Origin of the sequence: Chitinivorax sp. B (assembly GCF_005503445.1) — a bacterium.
Classification (GTDB): Bacteria; Pseudomonadota; Gammaproteobacteria; order Burkholderiales; family SCOH01; genus Chitinivorax.
Window position 1 is genome coordinate 1 of record NZ_SCOH01000019.1, and the last position, 22,551, is coordinate 22,551.

The 22,551-nt window shown below is 53.9% G+C and carries 16 protein-coding genes and 2 CRISPR repeat arrays; of the genes, 4 read left to right on the plus strand and 12 right to left on the minus strand.

The genetic code is table 11. From position 1 onward, the window contains the following. Together FFS57_RS12865 and FFS57_RS25815 are read left to right on the plus strand one after the other, a co-directional pair. On the plus strand, window positions 1–414 hold a 414-nt coding region (locus FFS57_RS12865), incomplete at its 5' end, for an RHS repeat-associated core domain-containing protein (RefSeq protein WP_137938207.1). Window positions 415–1,446: 1,032 nt separating this feature from the next. After that, the gene (locus FFS57_RS25815) at window positions 1,447–3,375 is read left to right on the plus strand and encodes a DUF6445 family protein (protein WP_137938208.1); all 1,929 of its coding nucleotides are present in this window, start codon (window positions 1,447–1,449) and stop codon (window positions 3,373–3,375) included. 12 nt (window positions 3,376–3,387) lie between these two features. On the opposite strand, the gene FFS57_RS12875 is transcribed toward FFS57_RS25815, so the two are convergent. From FFS57_RS12875 to FFS57_RS12925, 11 genes are all read right to left on the minus strand, one after another. Next, window positions 3,388–4,812, minus strand: coding sequence for an aminotransferase-like domain-containing protein (locus FFS57_RS12875; protein WP_137938209.1), 1,425 nt, complete (start codon window positions 4,810–4,812; stop codon window positions 3,388–3,390). A gap of 659 nt (window positions 4,813–5,471) precedes the next feature. Beyond that, window positions 5,472–5,903 (minus strand): hypothetical protein, encoded by a 432-nt coding sequence (locus tag FFS57_RS12880; protein WP_171013912.1) that lies wholly within the window; start codon window positions 5,901–5,903, stop codon window positions 5,472–5,474. 104 nt (window positions 5,904–6,007) lie between these two features. Then, a CRISPR array of direct repeats spans window positions 6,008–7,316; the repeat unit is 28 nt; unit sequence GAAACACCCCCACGGGCGTGGGGAAGAC. 47 nt (window positions 7,317–7,363) lie between these two features. Then, window positions 7,364–7,603, minus strand: coding sequence for a type I-E CRISPR-associated endoribonuclease Cas2e (gene cas2e / locus FFS57_RS12885; RefSeq protein WP_249383990.1), 240 nt, complete (start codon window positions 7,601–7,603; stop codon window positions 7,364–7,366). A 28-nt stretch (window positions 7,604–7,631) separates the two neighbouring features. Further along, the gene (gene cas1e / locus FFS57_RS12890; protein ID WP_137938212.1) at window positions 7,632–8,504 is read right to left on the minus strand and encodes a type I-E CRISPR-associated endonuclease Cas1e; all 873 of its coding nucleotides are present in this window, start codon (window positions 8,502–8,504) and stop codon (window positions 7,632–7,634) included. Further along, window positions 8,497–9,216, minus strand: a complete 720-nt coding sequence (gene cas5e / locus FFS57_RS12895; RefSeq protein ID WP_137938213.1) for a type I-E CRISPR-associated protein Cas5/CasD — start codon at window positions 9,214–9,216, stop codon at window positions 8,497–8,499. Before cas5e ends, cas1e begins: the two co-directional genes overlap by 8 nt. Window positions 9,217–9,223: 7 nt before the next feature. Further along, window positions 9,224–10,246, minus strand: a complete 1,023-nt coding sequence (gene cas7e, locus FFS57_RS12900) for a type I-E CRISPR-associated protein Cas7/Cse4/CasC (RefSeq protein WP_137938214.1) — start codon at window positions 10,244–10,246, stop codon at window positions 9,224–9,226. Between the two features lie 12 nt (window positions 10,247–10,258). Further along, window positions 10,259–10,912 (minus strand): type I-E CRISPR-associated protein Cas6/Cse3/CasE, encoded by a 654-nt coding sequence (gene cas6e, locus FFS57_RS12905; RefSeq protein WP_137938215.1) that lies wholly within the window; start codon window positions 10,910–10,912, stop codon window positions 10,259–10,261. Continuing rightward, window positions 10,909–11,427 carry a type I-E CRISPR-associated protein Cse2/CasB gene (gene casB, locus FFS57_RS12910; protein ID WP_137938216.1) on the minus strand — a complete coding sequence of 173 codons (519 nt, stop codon included), beginning with the start codon at window positions 11,425–11,427 and terminating at the stop codon, window positions 10,909–10,911. Before casB ends, cas6e begins: the two co-directional genes overlap by 4 nt. Then, complete coding sequence (casA, locus tag FFS57_RS12915) at window positions 11,424–12,920, minus strand: type I-E CRISPR-associated protein Cse1/CasA (RefSeq protein WP_137938217.1); 1,497 nt, start codon at window positions 12,918–12,920, stop codon at window positions 11,424–11,426. The genes casB and casA overlap by 4 nt, the downstream gene beginning before the upstream one ends. Window positions 12,921–12,933: 13 nt before the next feature. Further along, window positions 12,934–15,426 carry a CRISPR-associated helicase Cas3' gene (gene cas3, locus FFS57_RS12920; protein ID WP_137938218.1) on the minus strand — a complete coding sequence of 831 codons (2,493 nt, stop codon included), beginning with the start codon at window positions 15,424–15,426 and terminating at the stop codon, window positions 12,934–12,936. A 711-nt stretch (window positions 15,427–16,137) separates the two neighbouring features. Further along, window positions 16,138–18,299: direct repeats of the CRISPR family, unit length 28 nt; unit sequence GTCTTCCCCACGCCCGTGGGGGTGTTTC. A 204-nt stretch (window positions 18,300–18,503) separates the two neighbouring features. After that, window positions 18,504–18,992, minus strand: a complete 489-nt coding sequence (locus FFS57_RS12925) for an Lrp/AsnC ligand binding domain-containing protein (protein WP_137938219.1) — start codon at window positions 18,990–18,992, stop codon at window positions 18,504–18,506. A 144-nt stretch (window positions 18,993–19,136) separates the two neighbouring features. Between FFS57_RS12925 and FFS57_RS12930 the strand changes: the two genes are divergently transcribed. Together FFS57_RS12930 and alr are read left to right on the plus strand one after the other, a co-directional pair. Further along, complete coding sequence (locus FFS57_RS12930) at window positions 19,137–20,450, plus strand: D-amino acid dehydrogenase (protein ID WP_137938220.1); 1,314 nt, start codon at window positions 19,137–19,139, stop codon at window positions 20,448–20,450. Further along, window positions 20,447–21,541, plus strand: coding sequence for an alanine racemase (gene alr / locus FFS57_RS12935; RefSeq protein ID WP_137938221.1), 1,095 nt, complete (start codon window positions 20,447–20,449; stop codon window positions 21,539–21,541). The genes FFS57_RS12930 and alr overlap by 4 nt, the downstream gene beginning before the upstream one ends. Before the next feature lie 69 nt (window positions 21,542–21,610). On the opposite strand, the gene FFS57_RS12940 is transcribed toward alr, so the two are convergent. Then, window positions 21,611–22,459, minus strand: a complete 849-nt coding sequence (locus tag FFS57_RS12940) for an alpha/beta fold hydrolase (RefSeq protein ID WP_137938222.1) — start codon at window positions 22,457–22,459, stop codon at window positions 21,611–21,613. Window positions 22,460–22,551: the final 92 nt, after the last annotated feature.

Consider the following 22,551-nt stretch of genomic DNA (forward strand, 5'->3'; position numbering starts at 1 on the left):
AAACGCCTGACCTGGCGTTGGGAAAGCGAAGCCTTTGGCAATACCCTGCCGGATCAAGATGCGGACAAGAACGGCAGCCAGTTCGTGTATAACCTGCGCTTCCCGGGGCAGTATTGGGATCATGGCATCAAGCTGAGTCATAACTGGTATAGGACCTATAATCCGGAGACGGGGCGATATGTTCAGAGTGATCCGATTGGGTTGCAGGGTGGGTTGAATACATATGGGTATGTGGGTGGTGATCCAATTACTAAGGCTGATCCCACTGGACTAGTTCCATATGATCCGCCTGCTTGGACTGATAATCAGGCGGGATACCCAAATGCCCAAACCAATTGTTTTGGCTATGCAATTGATACGATGAGCAGCAGTAATCCTGGGGGATTCCAGCTTATTTCCGAGAGCGACGTGTGAAAACTTAATTGCCGGGGCGAAATCTCAGGGATTGATTGAACCTTCCGAAGGAGGGCAATGTGGAGGTGGATGCCCCTCGGGATCCCATAAAGTCCAAATATTCCTCGATGATCAAAACATATTTGATCGTGACTATCACGTGTATCGTCAGGATGACGATGGTGGCTGGTCCCACAAACTAGGAAGATCAGGTTCACCTAATAGAATAGATGCTTCAGGAAGGGCGTTGTCTTGCCCCATAAACGCTAGCCGAGATTATGGGAATAGAAACTACAAAAAATTCTGCGGGACACTATGTGTACGAGAAACTGGAGTGACCAAGAGGCTTAGGGAGTGGTTAAATAAATGATACGTAGACTTTTTTTCTTTTGTGCAGGACATGGCGTGTTTGCACTAGCCATCTTTGTACTATTGCTTTTTGAGCGGTCAGAAAACTCCTGGTCGGGTAACGACCCAATAAACAAAGCACTCTTGATACCATGCATTTTCATCGCAAATGTTGCGATATTCTTTGTGCTGCTGGCTCTATTTCGAATGAGAGTGAACGCCAACAGAACTGTAAGTACTTTTTTGGGCGGTCTGATTAGTGGCGCTTCGTTGCTTATCCTGCCTCACTTGACAGCGAGATTCCTCTCGGGGATGGAGATTTTTTTGCTTCTTGGATGTGGATTGAGTGGTATTGCCATCGCATGGCTAAGTGCAGTTCGAGGTTTTGGCAAAAAATAGGGGATTTACCACGAATTCGCTGATCCAACCCGGTGCTGGTTAATTCCGCACTGGCTTTTCCCACGGCATATCGTGAGATCAGAGATCATTGATCTGTCGCCGGCTTCCTTATGCGGCTGGTCGCGGTCGGCTAAGGCCCGGTTCTTCAGGGTGAGCCGATCAGACTGGATCAGCGCCCGTTAGCAAACTTGAGATAAGGTCATCCCCCTTGCCCGGCTTAGCCGGGCTTGTTTTTTGGGGCCGCCAGCCTGCCGACTGAAACGGTCGGCAGCGTACTTTAACACAAAGCTCTCCAGCACCGCCTTGGTGGTTTGTAACGCCAGTCGCCCCCGCGTCGCCTTGAAGAACGGCCAGAGTTTCAGCAGCTTCTTCTACAACGCCCAAGGGCAACTGGCACTCAAGACCGCCAACAGCAAACCGATCCAGTTCGTGTACAACCTGCGCTTCCCGGGGCAGTATTGGGATAATGGCATCAAGCTGAGTCATAACTGGTATCGGACTTACGATCCGGAGCGAGGAGGGTACATCCAGAGTGATCCGATTGGGCTGGATGGTGGGTTGAATACTTTTGCCTATGCGTTGGACAACCCAATCGGATTTGTTGATCCATATGGTTTGTGGGTATGGGGAGATCCGTTCCCGCAAGGTGCGGTTGATTTCGCAGCGGGGTTTGGAGACACATTGTCTTTTGGGGCAACCAATTGGCTTCGCGATCAAATGGATGTAAATGGATCCGTTAATAAATGTTCAAGTGCTTACAAAAATGGAGAATGGGGGGCAATTGGCCTTAGTATGGCATTTGGGGGCGCTCATCTCGGTAGGAACACCCTGTATCAGATGGGAATGCTTGACCAGTACATTCATCTTCATCTCAAAACAGCCATGGGTGAAAAAAAACGTCGTCAGCATGCACCAACATCGCCAACCCAGCAGCGGCCGGTGACATCACCTTGGCTGGCTGCTGGTGATCAGGCATTCAATGAACGGCGTTGGCAGGATGCGTTACAGAGTTACCAAACCGCCTTACGGCAACAACCCGACCTGGCCCAGGCTTTATACGGCCAAGGCCTGACGTTGCTGGAAATGCAGCAAGGCATCGCAGCATTGGTCAGCCTTAAACAAGCCGCCCAAATGGCCCCCACCGATCCTCAGATTGCCCTGATCTTGGCACGTACACTGATGGCTGCCGGCAATTTGGATGCCGCATTGACAGAAGCCAATCGCTTGTTGGCCATTGATCCACAACAAGTAGCATTAAGGCACCTGCGTGGCGGTCTGTTTGAACACCAGGGCAAAATTACCGACGCGATCCAGGAGCTGACATTGGTGCACCAGCTAGCACCCACACAAGTGGAGATCACCATGGATTTGGCAGAAACCTGCTACCGGCACAACTACCTGTCGCAGGCTATCACGGCCTGGCAAGCAGCACATGACCAAGCCCCCGCACAAGCTGCACGATTGCATATCGGTTATGCGTTACCTTCAGGAAAACGCCCCCATACCACCCGTTTAGCGCCAACGCCCGGCACATCTATTTCCGCCCAGAAAGCATTGGATGCGCTATTGGCCGCCTGCGATCTACATGTAATCGATGACCTGCTAGCCGACTCGCTTGCCTATCGTCAGCAAGCATTGGCCTTGCAATTTGTTGCCGCACCTTATGCCGGTCAAAACTACCCTGGCATCCAAACAACCGGACAACCCTGCCAACCCATCATGCAGATCATTGCTGACACCTTGGGGAAGCCGATCAAATTCAGTTCGCCAGACACCGGCGCCTTCCGGATCAGCATGGTGGATTCCGAAGCGAGAACCGACATTCATGTCGACAACGAAATGGCCGAGGCCACCAACCAGTATGCAGCAGTGTTGTATCTCAACCTGCCAAGCCAGTGCCAAGGCGGCACCACCTTCTGGCGGCACATTGAAACAGGCTGGGAAGCACGACCAGATACAGCGACTTTGGGGAAAGCGGGCTACGCATCGTTTCGAACGTTTCAGAAACGCTGGCTACCACGTGACAAGGCCATACGTTTCAATGACCTGAAAGCGCGCCGCGACGGCTGGCAAGCTCTGTTCGAAATCCCGATGCAGCATAACCGGCTCGTGTTTTACCGCAGTCATTTCTTCCATTCCATCAGCGACGTGTTCGGCAGTGACATGGAAGATGGCCGTCTGGTGCAGTTGTTTAATTTCGAGACATTCGAGCCAGCACCTGGTATGCCTGGTTGATCCACCTCGCAATCAAGTTGAAGATACCATCATGCCCTTGATCAATTCACCCAAAGTAGCCAAGCCCATCTCCTGCTGCTCAGTGAAAGGATGACCATAATTCAGCCGGATAAAATGTCGAAACTCGCGTTTCGCAGAAAAGATGGGCCCTGGTGCAATGCTGATCCCCTTGCTCAGCGCCAGACGATGCAATGCAACAGCATCGACCATGACAGGCAGCTCGATCCACAAAAAATACCCGCCCTGCGGCTTAGTCAGCCGGGTACCTTCCGGAAAATAACGTGCAATGGCATCACTGGTCATTGCCAACTGGGTCGCCAATGCGCGGCGTAAACGGCGCAAATGGGGTTCATAACCACCATATTTCAGGAAATCGGCCAACGCCACTTGAGGCGGAATACTGGATGCCAACGTTGTCATGAACTGTAACCGCTGTACTGCTTGGCTGTAACGCCCCGCCGCCACCCAACCGACACGATAGCCGGGCGCCACAGACTTGGAAAACGACGCGCAATGCATCACCAAACCTTTCTCATCATAGGATTTGGTCTGGCGAGGTGGCTGGCGGTCAAAATACAATTCACCATAAACATCATCCTCAATCAGTGGCACTTCATGACGGGCCAACAAGTCCACCAACGCTTGCTTTTTGCAGTCTGGCATCAAGCTGCCCAGCGGGTTCTGAAAATTGGTCATGAACCAGCATACTTTGATCGGATGAGTCAGCAAGGCCTGCGACAATGCCACCAAATCCACCCCTTCATCAGGATGGGTTGGAATTTCAATAGCCTTCAACCGTAAACGCTCAATCGCCTGCAAACAGGCATAAAATGTCGGGGACTCAATCGCAACCAAGTCACCTGGCTGGGTCACGGCCTGCAAGCAAAGCGTCAATGCCTCCAATGCCCCCGCTGTCACTACGATTTCACTGACCGGTACATTGGCACCTGCCGCCAGATAACGCAAAGCAATCTGCCGGCGTAATTCATCGTTCCCGGGTGGCAAGTTGGTGACCGCACTCCAAGGGTCGATCCGTCGCATGGCGGTAGTTAGCGACCGGGACAGGCGCTCATGTGGAAATAGCCACGGGCTTGGAAAAGCCGAACCAAGCGGTACTGCCGAGCGGCTTCGGGTTGCTTCCAGAATATCGAATACGAAATCGCTGACATCCAGCTCAACCGATTGCTGAGTTGGACGCGTCATTTCAGGTACCGCCATCCGCTTGACCAACCGAGCACGCACGTAATAGCCAGACTGAGGCCGAGCAGCCACCCAGCCCTGGCTTTCCAGCAGTTGATAGGCTTGCATCACAGTCAAAGGATTGACCTGATGCGAACGGCTGGCACTGCGAATCGATGGAATACGATCACCTGGCCGTAACACGCCCTGATTGATCAACGTGATCACGCCCTCGGCAATTTCCTCATATCGTGTCATGGGAACTTCTTATTTGCTTCAGAGTACAAGCATGTGTGATGGGCCATTCATCATGGCAGGCAAGGCCTCGAAGGCATTCAATCCTTGATGGCCAAGTAATGTTCATTGACGGATGCGGAATCAAAAAAATACAATTAAAACAATGCACATACACTAATTATCGTCAGCCAACATCCGGCTAGATTCTTTTAAAGCCGGTCGATAGTTGGGGTAGAAAAAGGGGTATACACTGCCCCCTTATACTTGATTCCCGACTTACAGACATGTCCTTGACACATCTAGCTATCGAAAAAGCGCTTCCTCACGACAAATCCTACAAACTCTCGCATTGCCACGGTATCCCGTCCACATGACCGGTGTGCATTTTTAACTCGCCAGTCGCGACTTTTTTGCGAAACAGCGGCAGGATTTGCTGCTGACATGGCTACTTGCCCGTCAGTAGCGGCATTCAATCCCCTGCAACAAGCCATCCCAGGCTACAAACCAACGTATCCGTTTCGGTGGCAGGGCATAAGGGTCAATCTCATGCCACACCTCCGCTGGGGCTCTGCCATGCAAATGCCGATGTGGCCGTACTTAGTTGTACCAGTCTGCAAATATCGTCAGACCGTCATTCAACCCCATCAACGACAGTACCGCCCAGCGATCCAGCTTGGCTTTCAAGGTGCCAAAGAACCGTTCCACCCGCCCATTGCACCATGGCTGACCAGAGGGATACGCTGGTGACCAATATGTGCCATTTGCAGAAATTGGCGCATGACTTTGCCAGTGAACGTCGCTTCGTTGTCCGAGCGAACAAACCGTGGCTTACCGAAGCGCCCGATAGTCAGGCACAAATAGCCGACCAGCGTCCACGCCGCTTTGTTCAGTAACGCCGCCAGGCACAAGGCCACCCGGCTACCATGCTCGACCACCGCCAAAATCGGATGTAATTGCCTTGTGTCATTGGTCTTGCCGGTTAAATCCACTCCCCAGACTTGATTCAACGGGATATCCGGTGGTCGCCGATGCTTGAGGTGACGCCGTAACCGTAACAGGTCCAGCCAATGCCGTTTCAAGATCTCCGTCACATAGGTTCGCCCGACCGTCACCTTTTGCGCCGCATAGTGACGAGTAAGTATCCCCCGGCAAAGCCGGAGGCTTTAAAAATGTGAGCCACTCAAAGCGACTAATCGGTGGCACTAAATTGATATCGGAAACACCCCCACGGGCGTGGGGAAGACCATTCCTCCACTGCGTATCAAGTTGATACATTCGAAACACCCCCACGGGCGTGGGGAAGACCACTCAGCGCGCTCCACGTAGCGCTCTGTGGTTGAAACACCCCCACGGGCGTGGGGAAGACTGCCATCGCAAACGGCGCAAGAGCTATCGGCGAGAAACACCCCCACGGGCGTGGGGAAGACGTGGCCGGGAAGTGGCACGGAAACGGGCCTGAGGAAACACCCCCACGGGCGTGGGGAAGACAACAGTCAGGCGTCATACGTATCAGGCGGGTTAGAAACACCCCCACGGGCGTGGGGAAGACGCCTATAAAGCGCTTTTTGCGATTTCCAAAGGGGAAACACCCCCACGGGCGTGGGGAAGACATAAACGACCAGGCACAGACGGGACCGTAGAAAGAAACACCCCCACGGGCGTGGGGAAGACGATGGTGCGAATTCCATCGCCACCTTGATATGGGAAACACCCCCACGGGCGTGGGGAAGACCAGTAGTCGCTTGTGTCTGGATTTTAACTAGAGGAAACACCCCCACGGGCGTGGGGAAGACCTTACCCACCCCCGAGCCATTTGGGATCTGCGGGAAACACCCCCACGGGCGTGGGGAAGACCCCACAAACTCGACGAGCGTAATCCACTTCCTGGAAACACCCCCACGGGCGTGGGGAAGACGACGGAGTGTACCGAGGGATGCTGCAAGATACGGAAACACCCCCACGGGCGTGGGGAAGACTTTTAGATAATGCCCGTGTCTTAGACCGGCTGGGAAACACCCCCACGGGCGTGGGGAAGACCAAGGTGCCGCACTAGTAGGGCAGATCACTGGGGAAACACCCCCACGGGCGTGGGGAAGACGCTCAATATATGCACTTCGGTTCGTATAATCAGGAAACACCCCCACGGGCGTGGGGAAGACCCCATCCACCTTTGGCGTTGATCGGGAAACTAAGAAACACCCCCACGGGCGTGGGGAAGACGTGTACATATAGCACATGAACTTAGCAACCCCGGAAACACCCCCACGGGCGTGGGGAAGACAAAGGCTTAGCAGCACTTCGCATAAGATATAAAGAAACACCCCCACGGGCGTGGGGAAGACTTTTTGTAAAGGAGTCAAAAATGACTAACGTAAGAAACACCCCCACGGGCGTGGGGAAGACGTGGTCACGGTGCCACCGGCAGCAGACCAGCGCGAAACACCCCCACGGGCGTGGGGAAGACGCGGCGGGTATCGAGCTGAAGGAAACCGCCGTGGAAACACCCCCACGGGCGTGGGGAAGACACCAAGATATAGTGAACGAAAAACATCCGACATACCAGACGTTGTGCTTATGATGAAATCAGGGTTTCCACAATTAACTGTAGGCCACTGATGTTGATTTGGGGTTTTCGGGGGGTACCAATGGTAAAAATTTGATAGCCTGGGGCCTTCGGTAGTGACATGAAGATCATTACCCCGGATTCTAACGGGCAGTGCTTCAGCAAGTAATCGACCACAGTCTGCGCTACGGCGTCTTTAATACCAGAAACAAAGACATTGGCGCGTGGCTCGACGAACCACAGCTTCATGCGCCCGCGAACAGCCGGTGGCAGGTCATTAGCGAGCACGACGACCACGTTTGCCTCCCATCAAGTTCTGGACATCGTCCACTGCACAGGCCAGCAGATCCATAGCCAGCGCCCGTTCACGAAAACGAGCCGAAACGAGCTGTTTATTGTAACGCCCGGCTAGTTCGTAAGTCAGCGCAAATGCCAAGTCGATGCACAGGTGCTCCTTATACAAATCCGCCAAGTCATAGACAAAGGGCAGCGGGCTACCGGAGTGTACAAAACCAATATGGGGTGAGTAGCCAAGACTGTGCACGACAGAACACAGAATTCCGTAAAGTGCCGCATTGCAAGCAGTCAGAACCTGATTCGTAATGTCGCTCAGCGCCATTTTACCTGGTACATACTGCCGCCCCTGCCAACCTACTTGATAGTGTTCTGCCTTTTGCTGATACAGGGCGCGAACACGTTGCCCCTCCATACCCATCATCTCGGCTAGGGTCTTATCCACTAGATCCGCATCTGGAAAGCGGCGGGTAAACATTTGCCGAGCCACAGCCAGTGCTTGCTGCTCATCTGTTGCCAGTTCAATTTGGCGTTTGAGATTGCGAGTATCAGCCGTGGGTAGAAAACCAGCAGCGTAAAACAACAAGCTATCTTCACCCACCCAGCTGACCGAACAATTGGCTGCCACTAAGGTTTTGACAGCCTCATGCGTAATGCTGGTACCTGGCCCCAACAGCAATGTATTGATGGTCGCGATAGGCAGTGGAATGACTTGGCCATCGGCATCCAGCCATTTGACGCTACTGTCGTCCACTTCCAGCCGGCCACGCTCCAGATACAGGAACGGGTATTTATCCCGTATCTGGGGCAGCGACTCTCTTGTTACCTTGATCAGGAGGCGGGATGATTCAGCCATGAGCAGAGACGGGCACGATAGTGACGCGACGATCCCGATAGCGCTTTTGCGGGCCAAATTGCAACGGCACATCGTTGACCGTGAGCACTTCACCTTCGTGCTCACCTTGGCGCACCATAAAGCTGGCTACCCTACCTTTGTTGGTGGCAAGGTCAGCAGCAATGCCCAGGGCGGTATCTGCATCCGGGTATTGCCCTTGAAAAACCAGTTCGGTCGGTACGCAGGACTTTCGACCCAAATAGAGATCCCACACCGGTTGCTGCAAAGCACGGGTGATGGCGTCTGCATCCACGGCTGGCACTTGCAGTGCAACGGCAAAGGCAACATCTTGCAGATAGTAGCGATAGGTCATTTTGGTACCGCCACCCACAGCCTTTTTGCCATCATTGGTTTTGGGGATGAGCAACGTTTGCCACGGATCGCTGTCGTCATAACCACTACCCACCATATGAAAGTCCCGCAATAGGGGCTGACGGGTGCTGGTATGGCCGTCGGCATCTTGCGGTGCATAGGCGACAAGCTGCATATCCAGGTCCGCCAAACGCGAGAGCAGTTCGTGCTGTTCCCCCCCCGCGCCGAGTGCACAACACACTAACCCCAATACACCCGACTTGGTGGGAAATGCCAGTGTGTCGCGTCGACCAAAACGTGAATCGTGTCCCCAAGCCTGTAGTGGGCCTTCCAGCCACAACAACAGATACGGATTATTCATGCTGGCCTCACTCTATGTGACTTTGCAGGCGGGTAATCAGGTCATCAATGCTAAAGTCCGCATTCTCGCCCCACTCATAATCCCCTTGCTTGCCAAACAAGCTGCCGACGAGCTTTTCTTTTTTGCCCAGATAGGTTTTCAGCTCGTTAATACTGGGCTGTAGGTAGCCACCACCCTCAGCCCTGACCGCAGTTTCAAACGGTACTTGTAACCGTTGGCCACGGCGCACCAGCACTTTGGCAAACTCCCATGGCGAAGCACCAGACTGTGTCGTCTGACGTGCCGATGGAACAGCAACGAACAAGGCTTGGGTAAAGGCGGCGACTGCTGCTTTGAGATCGTCTGTGCCCAAGACTTGGGCCAATTGCCCCAAATCCAGACTGATGTAACGATAATAAGTAGCCGAATTGAATTCCAAGCTACCCATGTGGGTAGATCCGGGCTCGTCCTGTAGATCGTCCAATGCAGTGAAGAATTCGACCTCATTGCTGACTTTGTGGGTGGAAACTGCATGAGCAAAGCTGGCAGCGGCTTCGACGTTCATGTCCGATGCCTTGGCAACCATGCGGCCGAACAGGGCGATATCCAGTGCATCCAACCCCGGATTCACCGCTTTTTTGGCGACCTTACCCAGTTCTTTCTCTTTAATAGCCGCTACATCAAAACCCTGCTCGCGGGCATAGGTTGCAAGCACATCCGATTCACTGTCACTGATGAACAACAGGGTGTCATCACTGAGTACCGAGGCGATTTTCTCAGCGCAGGCCTGGGCAGCGCTCTCGTTTGCGCCGGCACGTAAAAGCGCGCTATGCAGCAGCTCGGAGACCTTCTTGGTACGTACCCCCAGCTTGATTCCAAAATCCTGCAGTGCCAAGCGCACTTGCCGCTTCCAGCACTGCGAACTGACCCGTGCGCGAACAGTTCCGCCAACGACTGCAGTTTTGGGCGCACCAACATCATCGCGGTTGAGGCAGGTAACGGGGAATGATTGCAGGATGTGGTATTCAATACGAATTGGGGCTTGGATCATTGTGACTTCCTTCTAATGAGATGAAATGAATTGGGTCAAAGGTACAATCTGCATGAGGCCACAACCGAAAGCACGCCCCCGACCAATGCCACTGGCAAAGCTATCGCGAAAAAGTACCGGGTCAGCAACACTTAGCACACCGGTAAGGTGGGCTTGGGCCAAGGTGATGTCACGTTGTGCCTTATCCTGGAAACGCAGTACATTCACCTGTTCTACTTGCAGTTGCTGTGGATCTACTGAAAACCCCCAGCTTGCTTCGGCACGTGCCATAAACCAATCAGCAATTGCATCGCGACCGCGTACAGCCAACAATTTCTTGCTCGTGTTGTCTCGTCGGGTGGGATTGATGATGAGTTTGAAGCGGTAAAGTCGGTGATCCAGAAACCCTTCAGGAATGGTTCGGGTTTGCACCTGACCGTACTGCCCAGCTACGCACATGGCGGGGGGGCGGTCTGATAACAGCAATACCTTACGCCCGGTTGCATCACCCCCTAGGTCGGCAAACTGAATGCCGCTCGCCTCGCTGACCTGTTTTTCCTCTGTGCTACGCACATCGGGAAACAAGCTATACACGACACGGTGCACTGAATAGGGATCTGTCAGGCGCAATGCTTGACAATCTCGCCGGGAAAGCTGCAATACACTGGCAAACAAAGAGTTATTCATACCTTCTCCTCGTTTGGTTGTCCATAGAACTCCTGAGCCCATTGCGCCTTGACGCGCTGACTATCCCGACCAAACCGCAGTAATTGCCCCAGTAGTCGAACATAATCAAGCGGCTGCCCTGCTTTACTGTCGATCAACGATAATTGGCTACGCAAGATACGGCAAAGCTCTGCGCTGTCATCACAAGCCAGTAAGCGACGTAGGCGAGCTTTGGCTTGGTCACTTTCCCGTCCATCGTCGTAGCAAGCCGCAATCGCGCGACCGAGTGACAAACTGCCATTGAGTGGAATTTTGGCGCGAGCCATGCTGGCAGCTACCAATTGATAAGCCTGACGTGGGTGGTCAAATTCCAGCGGGATGCCAAACGATGCCAACAACTCCCAGCTTTGGTACTCAGTCGCCGGATTGTCGGCACGGCGCAGACGGGCTGCAAAACCCTTGTCGATCTGACAACGTGACAATACATAATCAATAAAACGACTTGTCTTATCAGACTGGCCAGTTGTCTCGCTCATGAAGCCTCCTGTTGCAAATATTTGTTGAGATTGGGACGGCTTTGAGCCCAAGCATCTAGTTGCCGGGCAGTTTGATTAGGGCATTGACGATCAAAGGCCTGGTGGACATTGGTCGCGAAGCGTCGGCGCAGCACTTGGCGTGACGCAAAGTTTTCTTCACCACTCGCGCAGGCATTGAACAACCCCTGCGCATCGCGCTCACACAGCTGCCAAAAGCTAGCCGTGGCCTGTTCAGCCAACTGTTTGCCATCCATCAGCTGAGCTTTGTAATAGCCCATCACACAGCCATAAAGCTGCTTGGCCAAATGATTCAGGCTCTCCATTTCACGACTGACTTGGCTAAACCAAATGTCACCTAACGTTGCTGAATATAGCCAGACCGTGGAATCGACGTAATCGTCGTCACCCGAAGGATACTGTTCTCCAGCATTACTGCTCACGCGTAAACCGCCTGACCATACCGCAAAGCAATCCGTACTACGCGTTGCCCGACGGGTGGCAATTTGTAATTGCAAACAGTCGAATCCATTCTGTTGTGTATCCAGGAAGCCCAGCAAACTGGTGAGTTCACGCCAGGGGCGTCGCGCTGGATTAACCCACAGTACTTTGGGCTCCTTGCCTCGTCGGTCAATCGCAATGCTTGGGTCAAGGCCACCTGCCTTGTAGTCAGGGTGGGCAATTCCCTCGCTGTAATGCAACCCTTCGTCAGCCAGCAAGCAGAAACGCGAGAGCGGTATTAAACGCCCGACAAGTGTCGTTTTATGGGCTCGGGCTGTAGCGCAATCCTCCCCTAGTGGCATGCCTTCCCATGGTGGTCGCCCCACGCCACCTGGAAACAGTGCGCTACCGCGGATATCCTCTTGAGTCAGCAGATTGAGACGTAGCGTTTGTCGCAGAGAGATACCCAATACAAAATTGTGCAATAAACCCATAAAACCAACAGACGGCCCAGGCTTACCGGTGGCGGGCTTACCCTTATCATTCGTTTTGCCTGGATAACCGGGGGTCAGGACCACACTGTTGTCGGTTTTTTTACCCCCCAAGGCAAACCCCATTTGCACCAGCAACAGTAATGCCTTGTCGCCATCATCAAGCTGCCCTTCGCGCTGGCTTTGTGTCAGTACGGTGGTATTACCTGTAGACACCTCTGGCAGCACAGTACCAAAGCTTTTGCGCTCAGCATGAGCGATGGCCGGCATCTGCAGGAATGGCATATCCCCATAGAGATAGAATCGGTCATGCCACTGGCGCAGATAAGCTAAACAACTGCCCGCCAAGTCATTTTCACTCATCACTTGCCAGCCGATATCGTCATCCGGCGTGGTCGCCGCTTGAGCAATGGCCAGTAATAACTTCATCACTGCGATTTTTTGCACCGGGTTACCACCGAGTGCCCGGTAACTAGCGCTGCCAAACAATTGCGCCAAGCTGACTCGCCCAATATCGGCCACGGGCAGCCATGGCTCGTCAATCAAATTGAAACGGTTTTCCATGATTTAATCCTTATTACGTAATACGCTGATAACCCAAATCATCTCGATAACGATACTGGCGTACGCCAGGGAAGGCTTGTCCATCCAAGGTACAAATACCATCCAGGTCATCGACCAATGCCACTCGCAACAAGGCATCTTCAAACTCAGGGTCACCTAGATAAAAAACATGGTGCAGACCCAGTGCTTCCAGTTTCTGCCGATCACAAGCCGGTGGAGCGGCATTTGGCCGTAAACTGAGTAACTCGTGCTGCAAGCAGATGCTCAATTGGCGCCAGTCTGCCAGTGCAAGTTGATGGCGGCGTTGAGGTAGCTCAACAACACTGCCATCAAGCAGCGTCAACCTGGTCATGGGCTGTCCAGGTATCATTCTGATACCGCGCAATAACAGCGTATCCAGAGCATCCTGCTCGCTGTAACGGGTTTGTACTGCTACATCGGATTCGACATTCCCTGTTGTCGCGAGTGTGGCCTGGGCAAGTCGCTGCAAATCCTGCCGCCCAAGTCGACGTTGTGTACCCCGCCGGGTACTGTGCTCCAGCTCATACAGCCATCGTGCCATATCGCCGGTTTCTTCCTTTAATGCGTAAGTTGCTTCAATCAGACTTCGAATGTCATCTGGCAAGGTAATCGCCGTCAGCGATTGCCAGCATTGCAAGCTACGGCACAGCACATAAGGGCTATACACTGCAGCGCTATCGCCAAAGGCCATCTGTGGGTTGGCGATGGCATCAGGTAGAACTGGGGTAAGCAACCAAGCTTCCGGACGCGTATCAAAAGGACGCGGTGTGTCATCGTGTCGCCATAGGCGACCCAACCGTTGCAACAGCATGTCGGTGGGGGCAAAACGGGTAATCAGGAAATCAGCGTCGATATCTAGGGATTGCTCCAGCACTTGGGTGCCAACCAAGATTCGCCCGTGTAAGCGACGTTGCGGCCAGCCTGCTTTACCGAAAAGGCCTACCCACTTATCCTCATTTTGCTGCCGGTGCGTATGAGTAAAGCGAGCATGCAACAGACCGCATTCCAGTCCAAGTGCTGCCGCGTGCACCGCCAACGTTTGATAAATAGTCTGGGCATCGGCTACAGTGTTTTCCACCCACAGTACCTGTTGGCCCAGTTCAGCTCGTGAAAGGGCTTCATCCAGTGCAACCTTATCTTGTTGTTGCAGGCAGAGACTGATTCGACGTGGTAACGGCGGTACCGTTGGAATTTCGGTGAGTATCTTGGCACTACGGGGTATTGCAGAGATCAGCGGGTAGTCCTGCCGATCAACTTTAGTGCCGATCAACTGCTCACGACGTGCTTGCGCCAATGTGGCACTGAGAATAATGACGGTGCAACCCAGCTCACGTAGCAGCGTGACTAGGGCATCAAGGATGGTTCCCGTGTAGATATCATAACTGTGTACCTCATCCAGAATCACGACCTTACCGGCGAGGCCAAATGCCCGTACAAACCCATGCTTGACGTTCATCGCCGCCATTAATGCCTGATCAACTGTCCCTACCGCAAAAGGTGCTAAGAGTCCGCGTTTGGCATGATGGAACCAGGCACCACCGGGCCGACCCTCTTCACCCATGGCCGCTTGCATCAACCAAGCCCGACCATGTACCAGCAGCCCTTGGCGATGTCGGCAGTCTGGCTGAAGAATTGCCTCCAGAAACGGAATGAAACGCTCATACAATTTGTTGGAAGTCAGCTGGGTAGGCAGTGCAAAGTAAATACCGCAGGCCTTTCCCGATATCAGCATTTGGTACGCGGCATACAAAGCAGCCTCTGTTTTGCCTTGACCCATCGGCGCTTCCAGCACGTAAACACCGGGCTCGGTAATGCTGTCAATAAATGCCTGTTGCAGCGGTCGTGCATTAAAGCCAAAGATGTCAACAAAACGTAATTCATTCCGAAGCTTGGGGGGGACAAATCCTGCTTCATCCAATGCCCGTGCAATCAAGGGTTGCCAATCTTGATCCGGATCTTCGAACAGGCTGCCAGAACCAATCCAGTCCGCTACGCTGGTCAACCCCGCAAGCAGCCGCGCCTGTGAGGGGTGATCCAGTTGAGGCCAATCCAATCCCAATGCCGATTTGAGCTCGGCCACTAAATGTGCGCGCTCGGCTTGCCAGTTTTGTCCGCCGAACATTTCACAATCGGCTCGGTAAGTATCCGCCTTGGGACGAAAACCATGGTGTTGGCCCAATGCCTCTGCCAGCAAACGACTTGCCCCAATCGCCTCAGCCGCAACCTGACTGACACCGGCATGTCCTCCCCATTGCTTTTCCAATTCTGGAGAGACACCCGGTAACGGGAGCAACTTACTGCTCTTACTCGCTCGCCGTAGCTTTTCGTAAAAGGTTGGGCTCACCTTTCCAATATCGTGACAAGCCGCGACCAACGGTGCCCCGCTGGGGTACAGCTGTTGTAAGGTGTGGGGGAATCGAACTAGCAGTGCTTTGGCAACCTCGCCAACAATCCGGCAATGGGTGAAAACATCACGTCCAAGCATGACGCTACCATCTTGAGCAGAGTAAGTTTTAGCCGGGCAGAGCCGAAAAGAAACTGCTGTGGGCAGTTGGGAAGAGGTTGTCAATGGTGGGCGCGGCACGAAATTCTTTCGATGAGAGTAGGTCGGTTCAGCTCGCCTTCTTAAATCGCTTGACGAGCGAGCATGCCCTGCATGCTCTTTGTAGCCCTGGTCAGCAAGCGTCGTCAACACGACTTGCTATCCGTCACATTTCCCTTACTTGCAACCTACACATATTCCAATTTTTACCCCGAAACCTTGTAACCGTGGAAGTCAAGTTACTGCCATTTCATTACCTTTGTTTTTAAAGGAATAAAAGTAAAATAGAAGGGAGGTGGCAAGGCAAAGGCTTCCACGGTTAAAAATGGCAAGTCATGAAGAAGTGGGGACAAACCGTAGAATTTCACACCCAAGCCGTGAAATTGTTATGATAAAAAATCAATAAGTTAGATTGGCTTCCACGCTTTCCCACGGTTTTTTCTACTTGCTCAATCACGGTACTTTTGCCGGGCTTGGCTGACCTGACGCAAAATTGGCTTTACGTTGTCATAATTTGGGGGTTTTGGCTTCGATTGATTCGGTCGCTTATACGTGGCTGACCAACAAAGGGCTTTAGTAGATTGCAGATACCCTGATATCCTCAAAACCTACTACATATAGGTAATTCATGTTTTGAGATTGCCAAATGTTGGTGTCTTCCCCACGCCCGTGGGGGTGTTTCCGCCAAGCTGGCGTTGCTCGGGCTGCTCGTGCTGTCTTCCCCACGCCCGTGGGGGTGTTTCTACGTACGCAGTATTTGCAGACCGTCTGGTACAGTCTTCCCCACGCCCGTGGGGGTGTTTCCTCCTTGCATCAAATAGCGGCCATTCCGTTTCTGTCTTCCCCACGCCCGTGGGGGTGTTTCCTCACACTCAGCACCCACCACTGAGTAAGCCGGGTCTTCCCCACGCCCGTGGGGGTGTTTCGTGCGCAAAACAGACTTCCAATACTGGCATGGAGTCTTCCCCACGCCCGTGGGGGTGTTTCCTAAATCGTCGAAAACACCGTCCGCGTGTCTTGGTCTTCCCCACGCCCGTGGGGGTGTTTCTGTCACGACGGCGCCACCAGACGGCAGTGCCGTGTCTTCCCCACGCCCGTGGGGGTGTTTCTATGTAGGCGACAGGGTAGCGTCGTTCAAGGCAGTCTTCCCCACGCCCGTGGGGGTGTTTCCTGTGCTTTCTGCTCTAGCAAAGCCAGCCGCTCGTCTTCCCCACGCCCGTGGGGGTGTTTCTGTGATGCTGACATTACCGCCAGCGCCGATTGTGTCTTCCCCACGCCCGTGGGGGTGTTTCTTCACTTCATCGCAGCACAACACTGATAAGGAAGTCTTCCCCACGCCCGTGGGGGTGTTTCCACGTGGGCTACCGAGACCGGGAAGCCAACAATGTCTTCCCCACGCCCGTGGGGGTGTTTCCAAATAATGGCCGAGCCTATCGAGTGGGCCCCGGTCTTCCCCACGCCCGTGGGGGTGTTTCTGCAGCATGATGGCTACGGGCTTTATGCGGTCTGTCTTCCCCACGCCCGTGGGGGTGTTTCTACCTAAGGTACGCCGCTGGGAAGCTTGGGGTTGTCTTCCCCACGCCCGTGGGGGTGTTTCCAAACTCGGGTGGTACTGACGCCGCGTTACGTGGTCTTCCCCACGCCCGTGGGGGTGTTTCCCCTTTCTTGTCGTACTTCCTAACCTGAGTACCGTCTTCCCCACGCCCGTGGGGGTGTTTCTGTTCGGATGTTTCTCACATAAATCTGATCCATGTCTTCCCCACGCCCGTGGGGGTGTTTCCGTCTCTATCGCTTACGATATCGCCACTTGGACGTCTTCCCCACGCCCGTGGGGGTGTTTCCGTAACCGTTCGTGGGTCAGCGAGACAGGCTGCGTCTTCCCCACGCCCGTGGGGGTGTTTCCACTACGCCCGACGGGCGGCACTAAAGCGCGCAGTCTTCCCCACGCCCGTGGGGGTGTTTCTCACCACATCATCAGAGTTAAGCCGATTACGAAGTCTTCCCCACGCCCGTGGGGGTGTTTCCATCGTACTGGGTGGGGCTCAAGCTCAAGTCGGGTCTTCCCCACGCCCGTGGGGGTGTTTCCGCGCCGTCCATACCGAGCTCGTTACGAGATACGTCTTCCCCACGCCCGTGGGGGTGTTTCTGGCGGCTCATACCAGACGATTACAGCCAGCCCGTCTTCCCCACGCCCGTGGGGGTGTTTCCGAAATTGGTAGCCATCGTGCCATGTTGTACTGGTCTTCCCCACGCCCGTGGGGGTGTTTCTACGGATGCTCATAGCGCACGTCGGTGCCTACTGTCTTCCCCACGCCCGTGGGGGTGTTTCCGCAGTCGTAGTCGACTCGCCAACGGACGGGTCGTCTTCCCCACGCCCGTGGGGGTGTTTCCCCTATGCGGCGTAACGTCTCTATCGCTTACGAGTCTTCCCCACGCCCGTGGGGGTGTTTCGTTGTTGCGTGCCAAGGGCTGGCTAACATAGTGTCTTCCCCACGCCCGTGGGGGTGTTTCTGACGCGAAGCCCCTGATCGATAAGATAGTCGCGTCTTCCCCACGCCCGTGGGGGTGTTTCTCACAGCGAATGGCTGCAAGAAATGCCACATCAGTCTTCCCCACGCCCGTGGGGGTGTTTCCAGAGGCGAGTACACCCGGCAACTTACCGTGAGGTCTTCCCCACGTCCGTGGGGGTGTTTCCCTCGTGACGGCTATCAGTAACGCGAGTACGGCGTCTTCCCCACGCCCGTGGGGGTGTTTCCTTAGCGTAGGCTGTCGAAGCTGTAGCGAAGTCGTCTTCCCCACGCCCGTGGGGGTGTTTCGTAGCCGGAGGTGAGTGCGAAGTTGCATCCAACTACACACTAAGTTTGTATGATGCTTGGACACCGATTTAATCGAGGCACAGATTTCTACTGATTTCGCCATGTAAAATTAATTGTTTATTTGGGGGTATATAAATGGGTATCCAACCCAGAAGCCACAAACAAAAATAAATTAAAACAAAAACATAAAATCAATTAAACCCATCAATCCTTGATAGCCAGCTCCAGTCCTTCCTTCACTTCCTCCATCACCACATAGCTGCGTGACTCGGTCGCGCCGGGCAAGCGCAACAAGATATCGCCCAGCAATTTGCGATACAGCGACATATCGGCAATACGGGCCTTGATGAGGTAGTCAAAGTCACCAGAAACCAGATGACACTCCATGATCTCAGGTAGTTTGAGCACCTCACGCCGGAAAGCCTCGAAGATTTCGTCCGACTTGCTGGATAGGCGCAGCTCGACAAACACCAACAAGGAGGCCCCCATTGATATCGGGTTAAGCCGTGCGTAGTACCCCATGATCACGCCATCACGTTCCAGACGCTTGACGCGTTCGCTGCATGGGGTTGTTGACAATCCAACACGTTCAGCCAGATCAGTCATCGGAATGCGCCCTTCCTTTTGCAGGATTCGCAGAATTTTTCGATCGGTTCGATCCAATGCTTTGGGATTCACAGCAGTATTTTTCATTTTTTCTTGCACAATGCCTTCGCCACAGGAAATAGTCTGGCATAAGCATTCAATTATGGTGAATATTTCTATGCATTCATCAATATACTACGCCACATAACTGAATACACGGCCAGACGGTCGTTACGTTGGATGGAGCGAATAATGAAGGTACTGATTCTGGGCGGTGGCGTGATTGGGGTCACCAGTGCATATTACTTGGCCCAAGCGGGTTGCGACGTCACCTTGGTCGATCGCCAGGGCGGCCCTGCACTGGAAACCAGCTTTGCCAATGCCGGCCAGATTTCCCCTGGCTACGCGGCCCCATGGGCAGCGCCAGGCATCCCAGCCAAAGCCGTGAAATGGCTATTTCAAAAGCATGCCCCACTGGCCATTCGGCCGGACGGCACACTGAATCAACTGAAGTGGATGGGCAAGATGTTTGCCAATTGCAACGAAGCCCGCTACCACGTCAACAAAGGCCGCATGATGCGGCTGGCAGAATACAGCCGTGATGTGATCCGTGCATTACGTGCAGAAACCGGCCTGGAATATGAAGGTCGCAGTCTGGGTACCCTGCAGATTTTCCGCAGCCAGGAGCAAGTGGATGGTGCTGCAAAAGATATCGCAGTACTGAAAGAATGTGGTGTTCCGTTCGAGGTGCTGGATCGCAATGGTTGCGCCACAGCGGAGCCTGCACTGCAAGCAGTACGCGAAAAAATCGCCGGCGGGCTGCGGTTGCCCAATGATGAGACTGGCGACTGCCAGCTGTTTACTACCCGCCTCGCTGCCATGGCCGAAAAGCTTGGTGTCAAATTCCACTGGAACGTATCGATTGATGACGTCATCACAGATGGGCGCCGTGTCACTGGCGTACGTATCGGCCAGGAAACCCTGACTGCAGACCACTATGTAGTGGCCTTGGGCAGTTATACACCACTACTGATGCGCAAACTCGGGATGGATCTGCCTGTCTATCCAGTAAAAGGGTATTCACTGACCATTCCCGTACTGGATGGCAGCAAAACACCCGTCTCGACCATTCTGGACGAAACCTACAAGATCGCCCTGACCCGCTTCGACAACCGCATCCGCGTTGGCGGCATGGCCGAATTGGCCGGTTACGATCTCAGCCTGAACCCGCAGCGCCGGGCTACACTGGAAATGGTCGTTACCGACCTGTTCCCCGGTGGTGGCGATGTAGCGGCTGCCAGCTTCTGGACTGGTCTGCGACCAATGACACCGGATGGTACCCCGATCATTGGTGCCACCCCATTTGCCAATCTGTCGTTGAACACTGGCCACGGCACACTGGGATGGACCATGGCTTGCGGCTCTGGTCGATTGCTTGCCGACCTGATCACTGGTAAAACGCCAGAAATCAGCCCGGATGGACTTTCCATGGATCGTTATTCCCACGGCCAATCGGCCACCCAGCAAAGCTTGCGACCCGCGACCGCGTTCGAGGGCAAGGCATGAGGCCGGCTCGCGTCATCGTCGATTTGGCCGCATTGCGCCATAACTATCGTGTAGCCAAACAGTGTCATGGTGGCAAAGTGTTTGCCGTCATTAAAGCCAATGCCTATGGCCATGGTGCCGTGGCCTGTGCCAAAGCATTGGGGGCTGAGGCAGATGCCTTTGCCGTAGCCTGTATTGAAGAAGCGTTGGAATTACGCGCTGCCGGTATTCAACAGCCCATTCTGCTGCTGGAAGGGGTTTTCGAAGCCAATGAACTGGTATTGGTCAATCGGCATCAGTTATGGATTGCAGTAGCAACCCCAGAACAAGTTGCCATGATTGAGTGCACCCCGGTTGCTGCACCACTACACGTCTGGTTGAAAGTGGATAGTGGCATGCACCGCTTGGGCATCACACCCTCCGAAGCTGCAGACGTTGCCAAGCGTCTACAAGCCACCGGCAAACTCGCATCGCTGGTCTGGATGACCCATTTCGCCCGCGCTGACGAACCGGACGAAATAGCCACCCAGCATCAGACTGAGTGCTTCGATCAAGCCATGCTTGGCCAATCTGCAGCAGCCTCCTTGAGCAACTCAGCCGGCATTCTGGCCCACCCTCGCGCGCACCGTGAATGGGGCCGGGCGGGCATCATGCTGTACGGTTCATCGCCATTTGCAGAACGTTCGGCTGCAGAACTGGGTTTACGCCCGGTGATGCGATTTCTCAGTAAATTGATCAGTGTCCGCGATTTACCAGCAGGCGAAGCCATTGGTTATGGGGGCACTTTCGTGACGGACAAGCCAATGCGTGTCGGTGTGGTTGCCTGTGGTTATGCAGATGGTTACCCGCGCCATGCCAGCACAGGTACACCCGTTTCCATCAATGGCCGGTTGAGCCGCGTCATCGGTCGGGTATCGATGGATATGCTGGCAGTCGATCTAACGGATTTACCTGATGCCACTGTCGGCAGCACGGTTGAATTATGGGGCGAACATATCCCGGTTGATGCAGTTGCCAAACGCGCCGGCACCATCTCGTATGAACTGCTGTGCAATGTGAAACGCGCGGCATTCGAGTGGCAAGATGGCGATACACCTCAACAAGCCAGTTGACTATGTGTAACCCTTAATACAACAGGCCCGTTACGACGGGCCTGTTGTATTAAGGTGCAGTCCATCCTGTCAAAGCACCTGCAATCCTGTCTCTTCGATTGTTTCCGGTAGCATTTCTTTGATCAGCTGACGAATCATTGTTGCGGTCTGCGCTGGGTACTCCAATGGAAACAAATGACCACCAGTTACCTGTCTACACCGAATACCATGATGCCGGCGCATATTGTCGATATCGATGCGATGTACCAGATCTGATTCCCGGCCACTGACAAAAGCAGCGGGTACAGTCAAACGACCACGGGTTTCCGGGTATCGGTGTGGCAAGCTGCAATAAATCTGGTACTCGATGCGGGGATCAAATTTCAACCGTACCCCCTGCCCTGCGTCAATGGTGCCGTGATAGACATAATCCGCCAGGCACTGCGGATCAACCCTGGCAAAGAGCGACTTGGCCTGAAAATAACGAATGGCCTCCTGCTTGGACGGCCAATAGGCACGGCGTCGTTTGCAGACACCTGCCGGGGTAATGTACTCCATCATGCCCAATCGCTTTGACAACCCAACTGCAACTGACTTCAAACGCCCCATGATGGGCGAATCCAGCAAGATGATGGCCTTGAACAGATCAGGCCGTTGAATGGCTGTCAAGTAAGTGAGAAATCCCCCCAACGAATGCCCGACACCGATGACCGGATAAGATGCATTGCGCTCGATGTGATTGATCAATTCGGTAATCAGATGTGGCCAACCATCGGTTACCGGGTAATCGGGATTGTGGCCAATGGTATCGATATAGCCAATGCCGAACGAGCCCCGCAGGTGGTCGAACAATTTACAATAGCTGCCAGCCGGAAAACCGTTGGCGTGGGAAAACTGAATCCAGTCTTGATGGCTAGGCGCAGGGTCTTGCGGGGTCATTGCGGGTAACTGATAACAAACCGATAAAGGCCAGCATAGCCCGTACCACCGGCCGCGTCACTGACTTCAACTGCAAAGTGAATTGACATTTG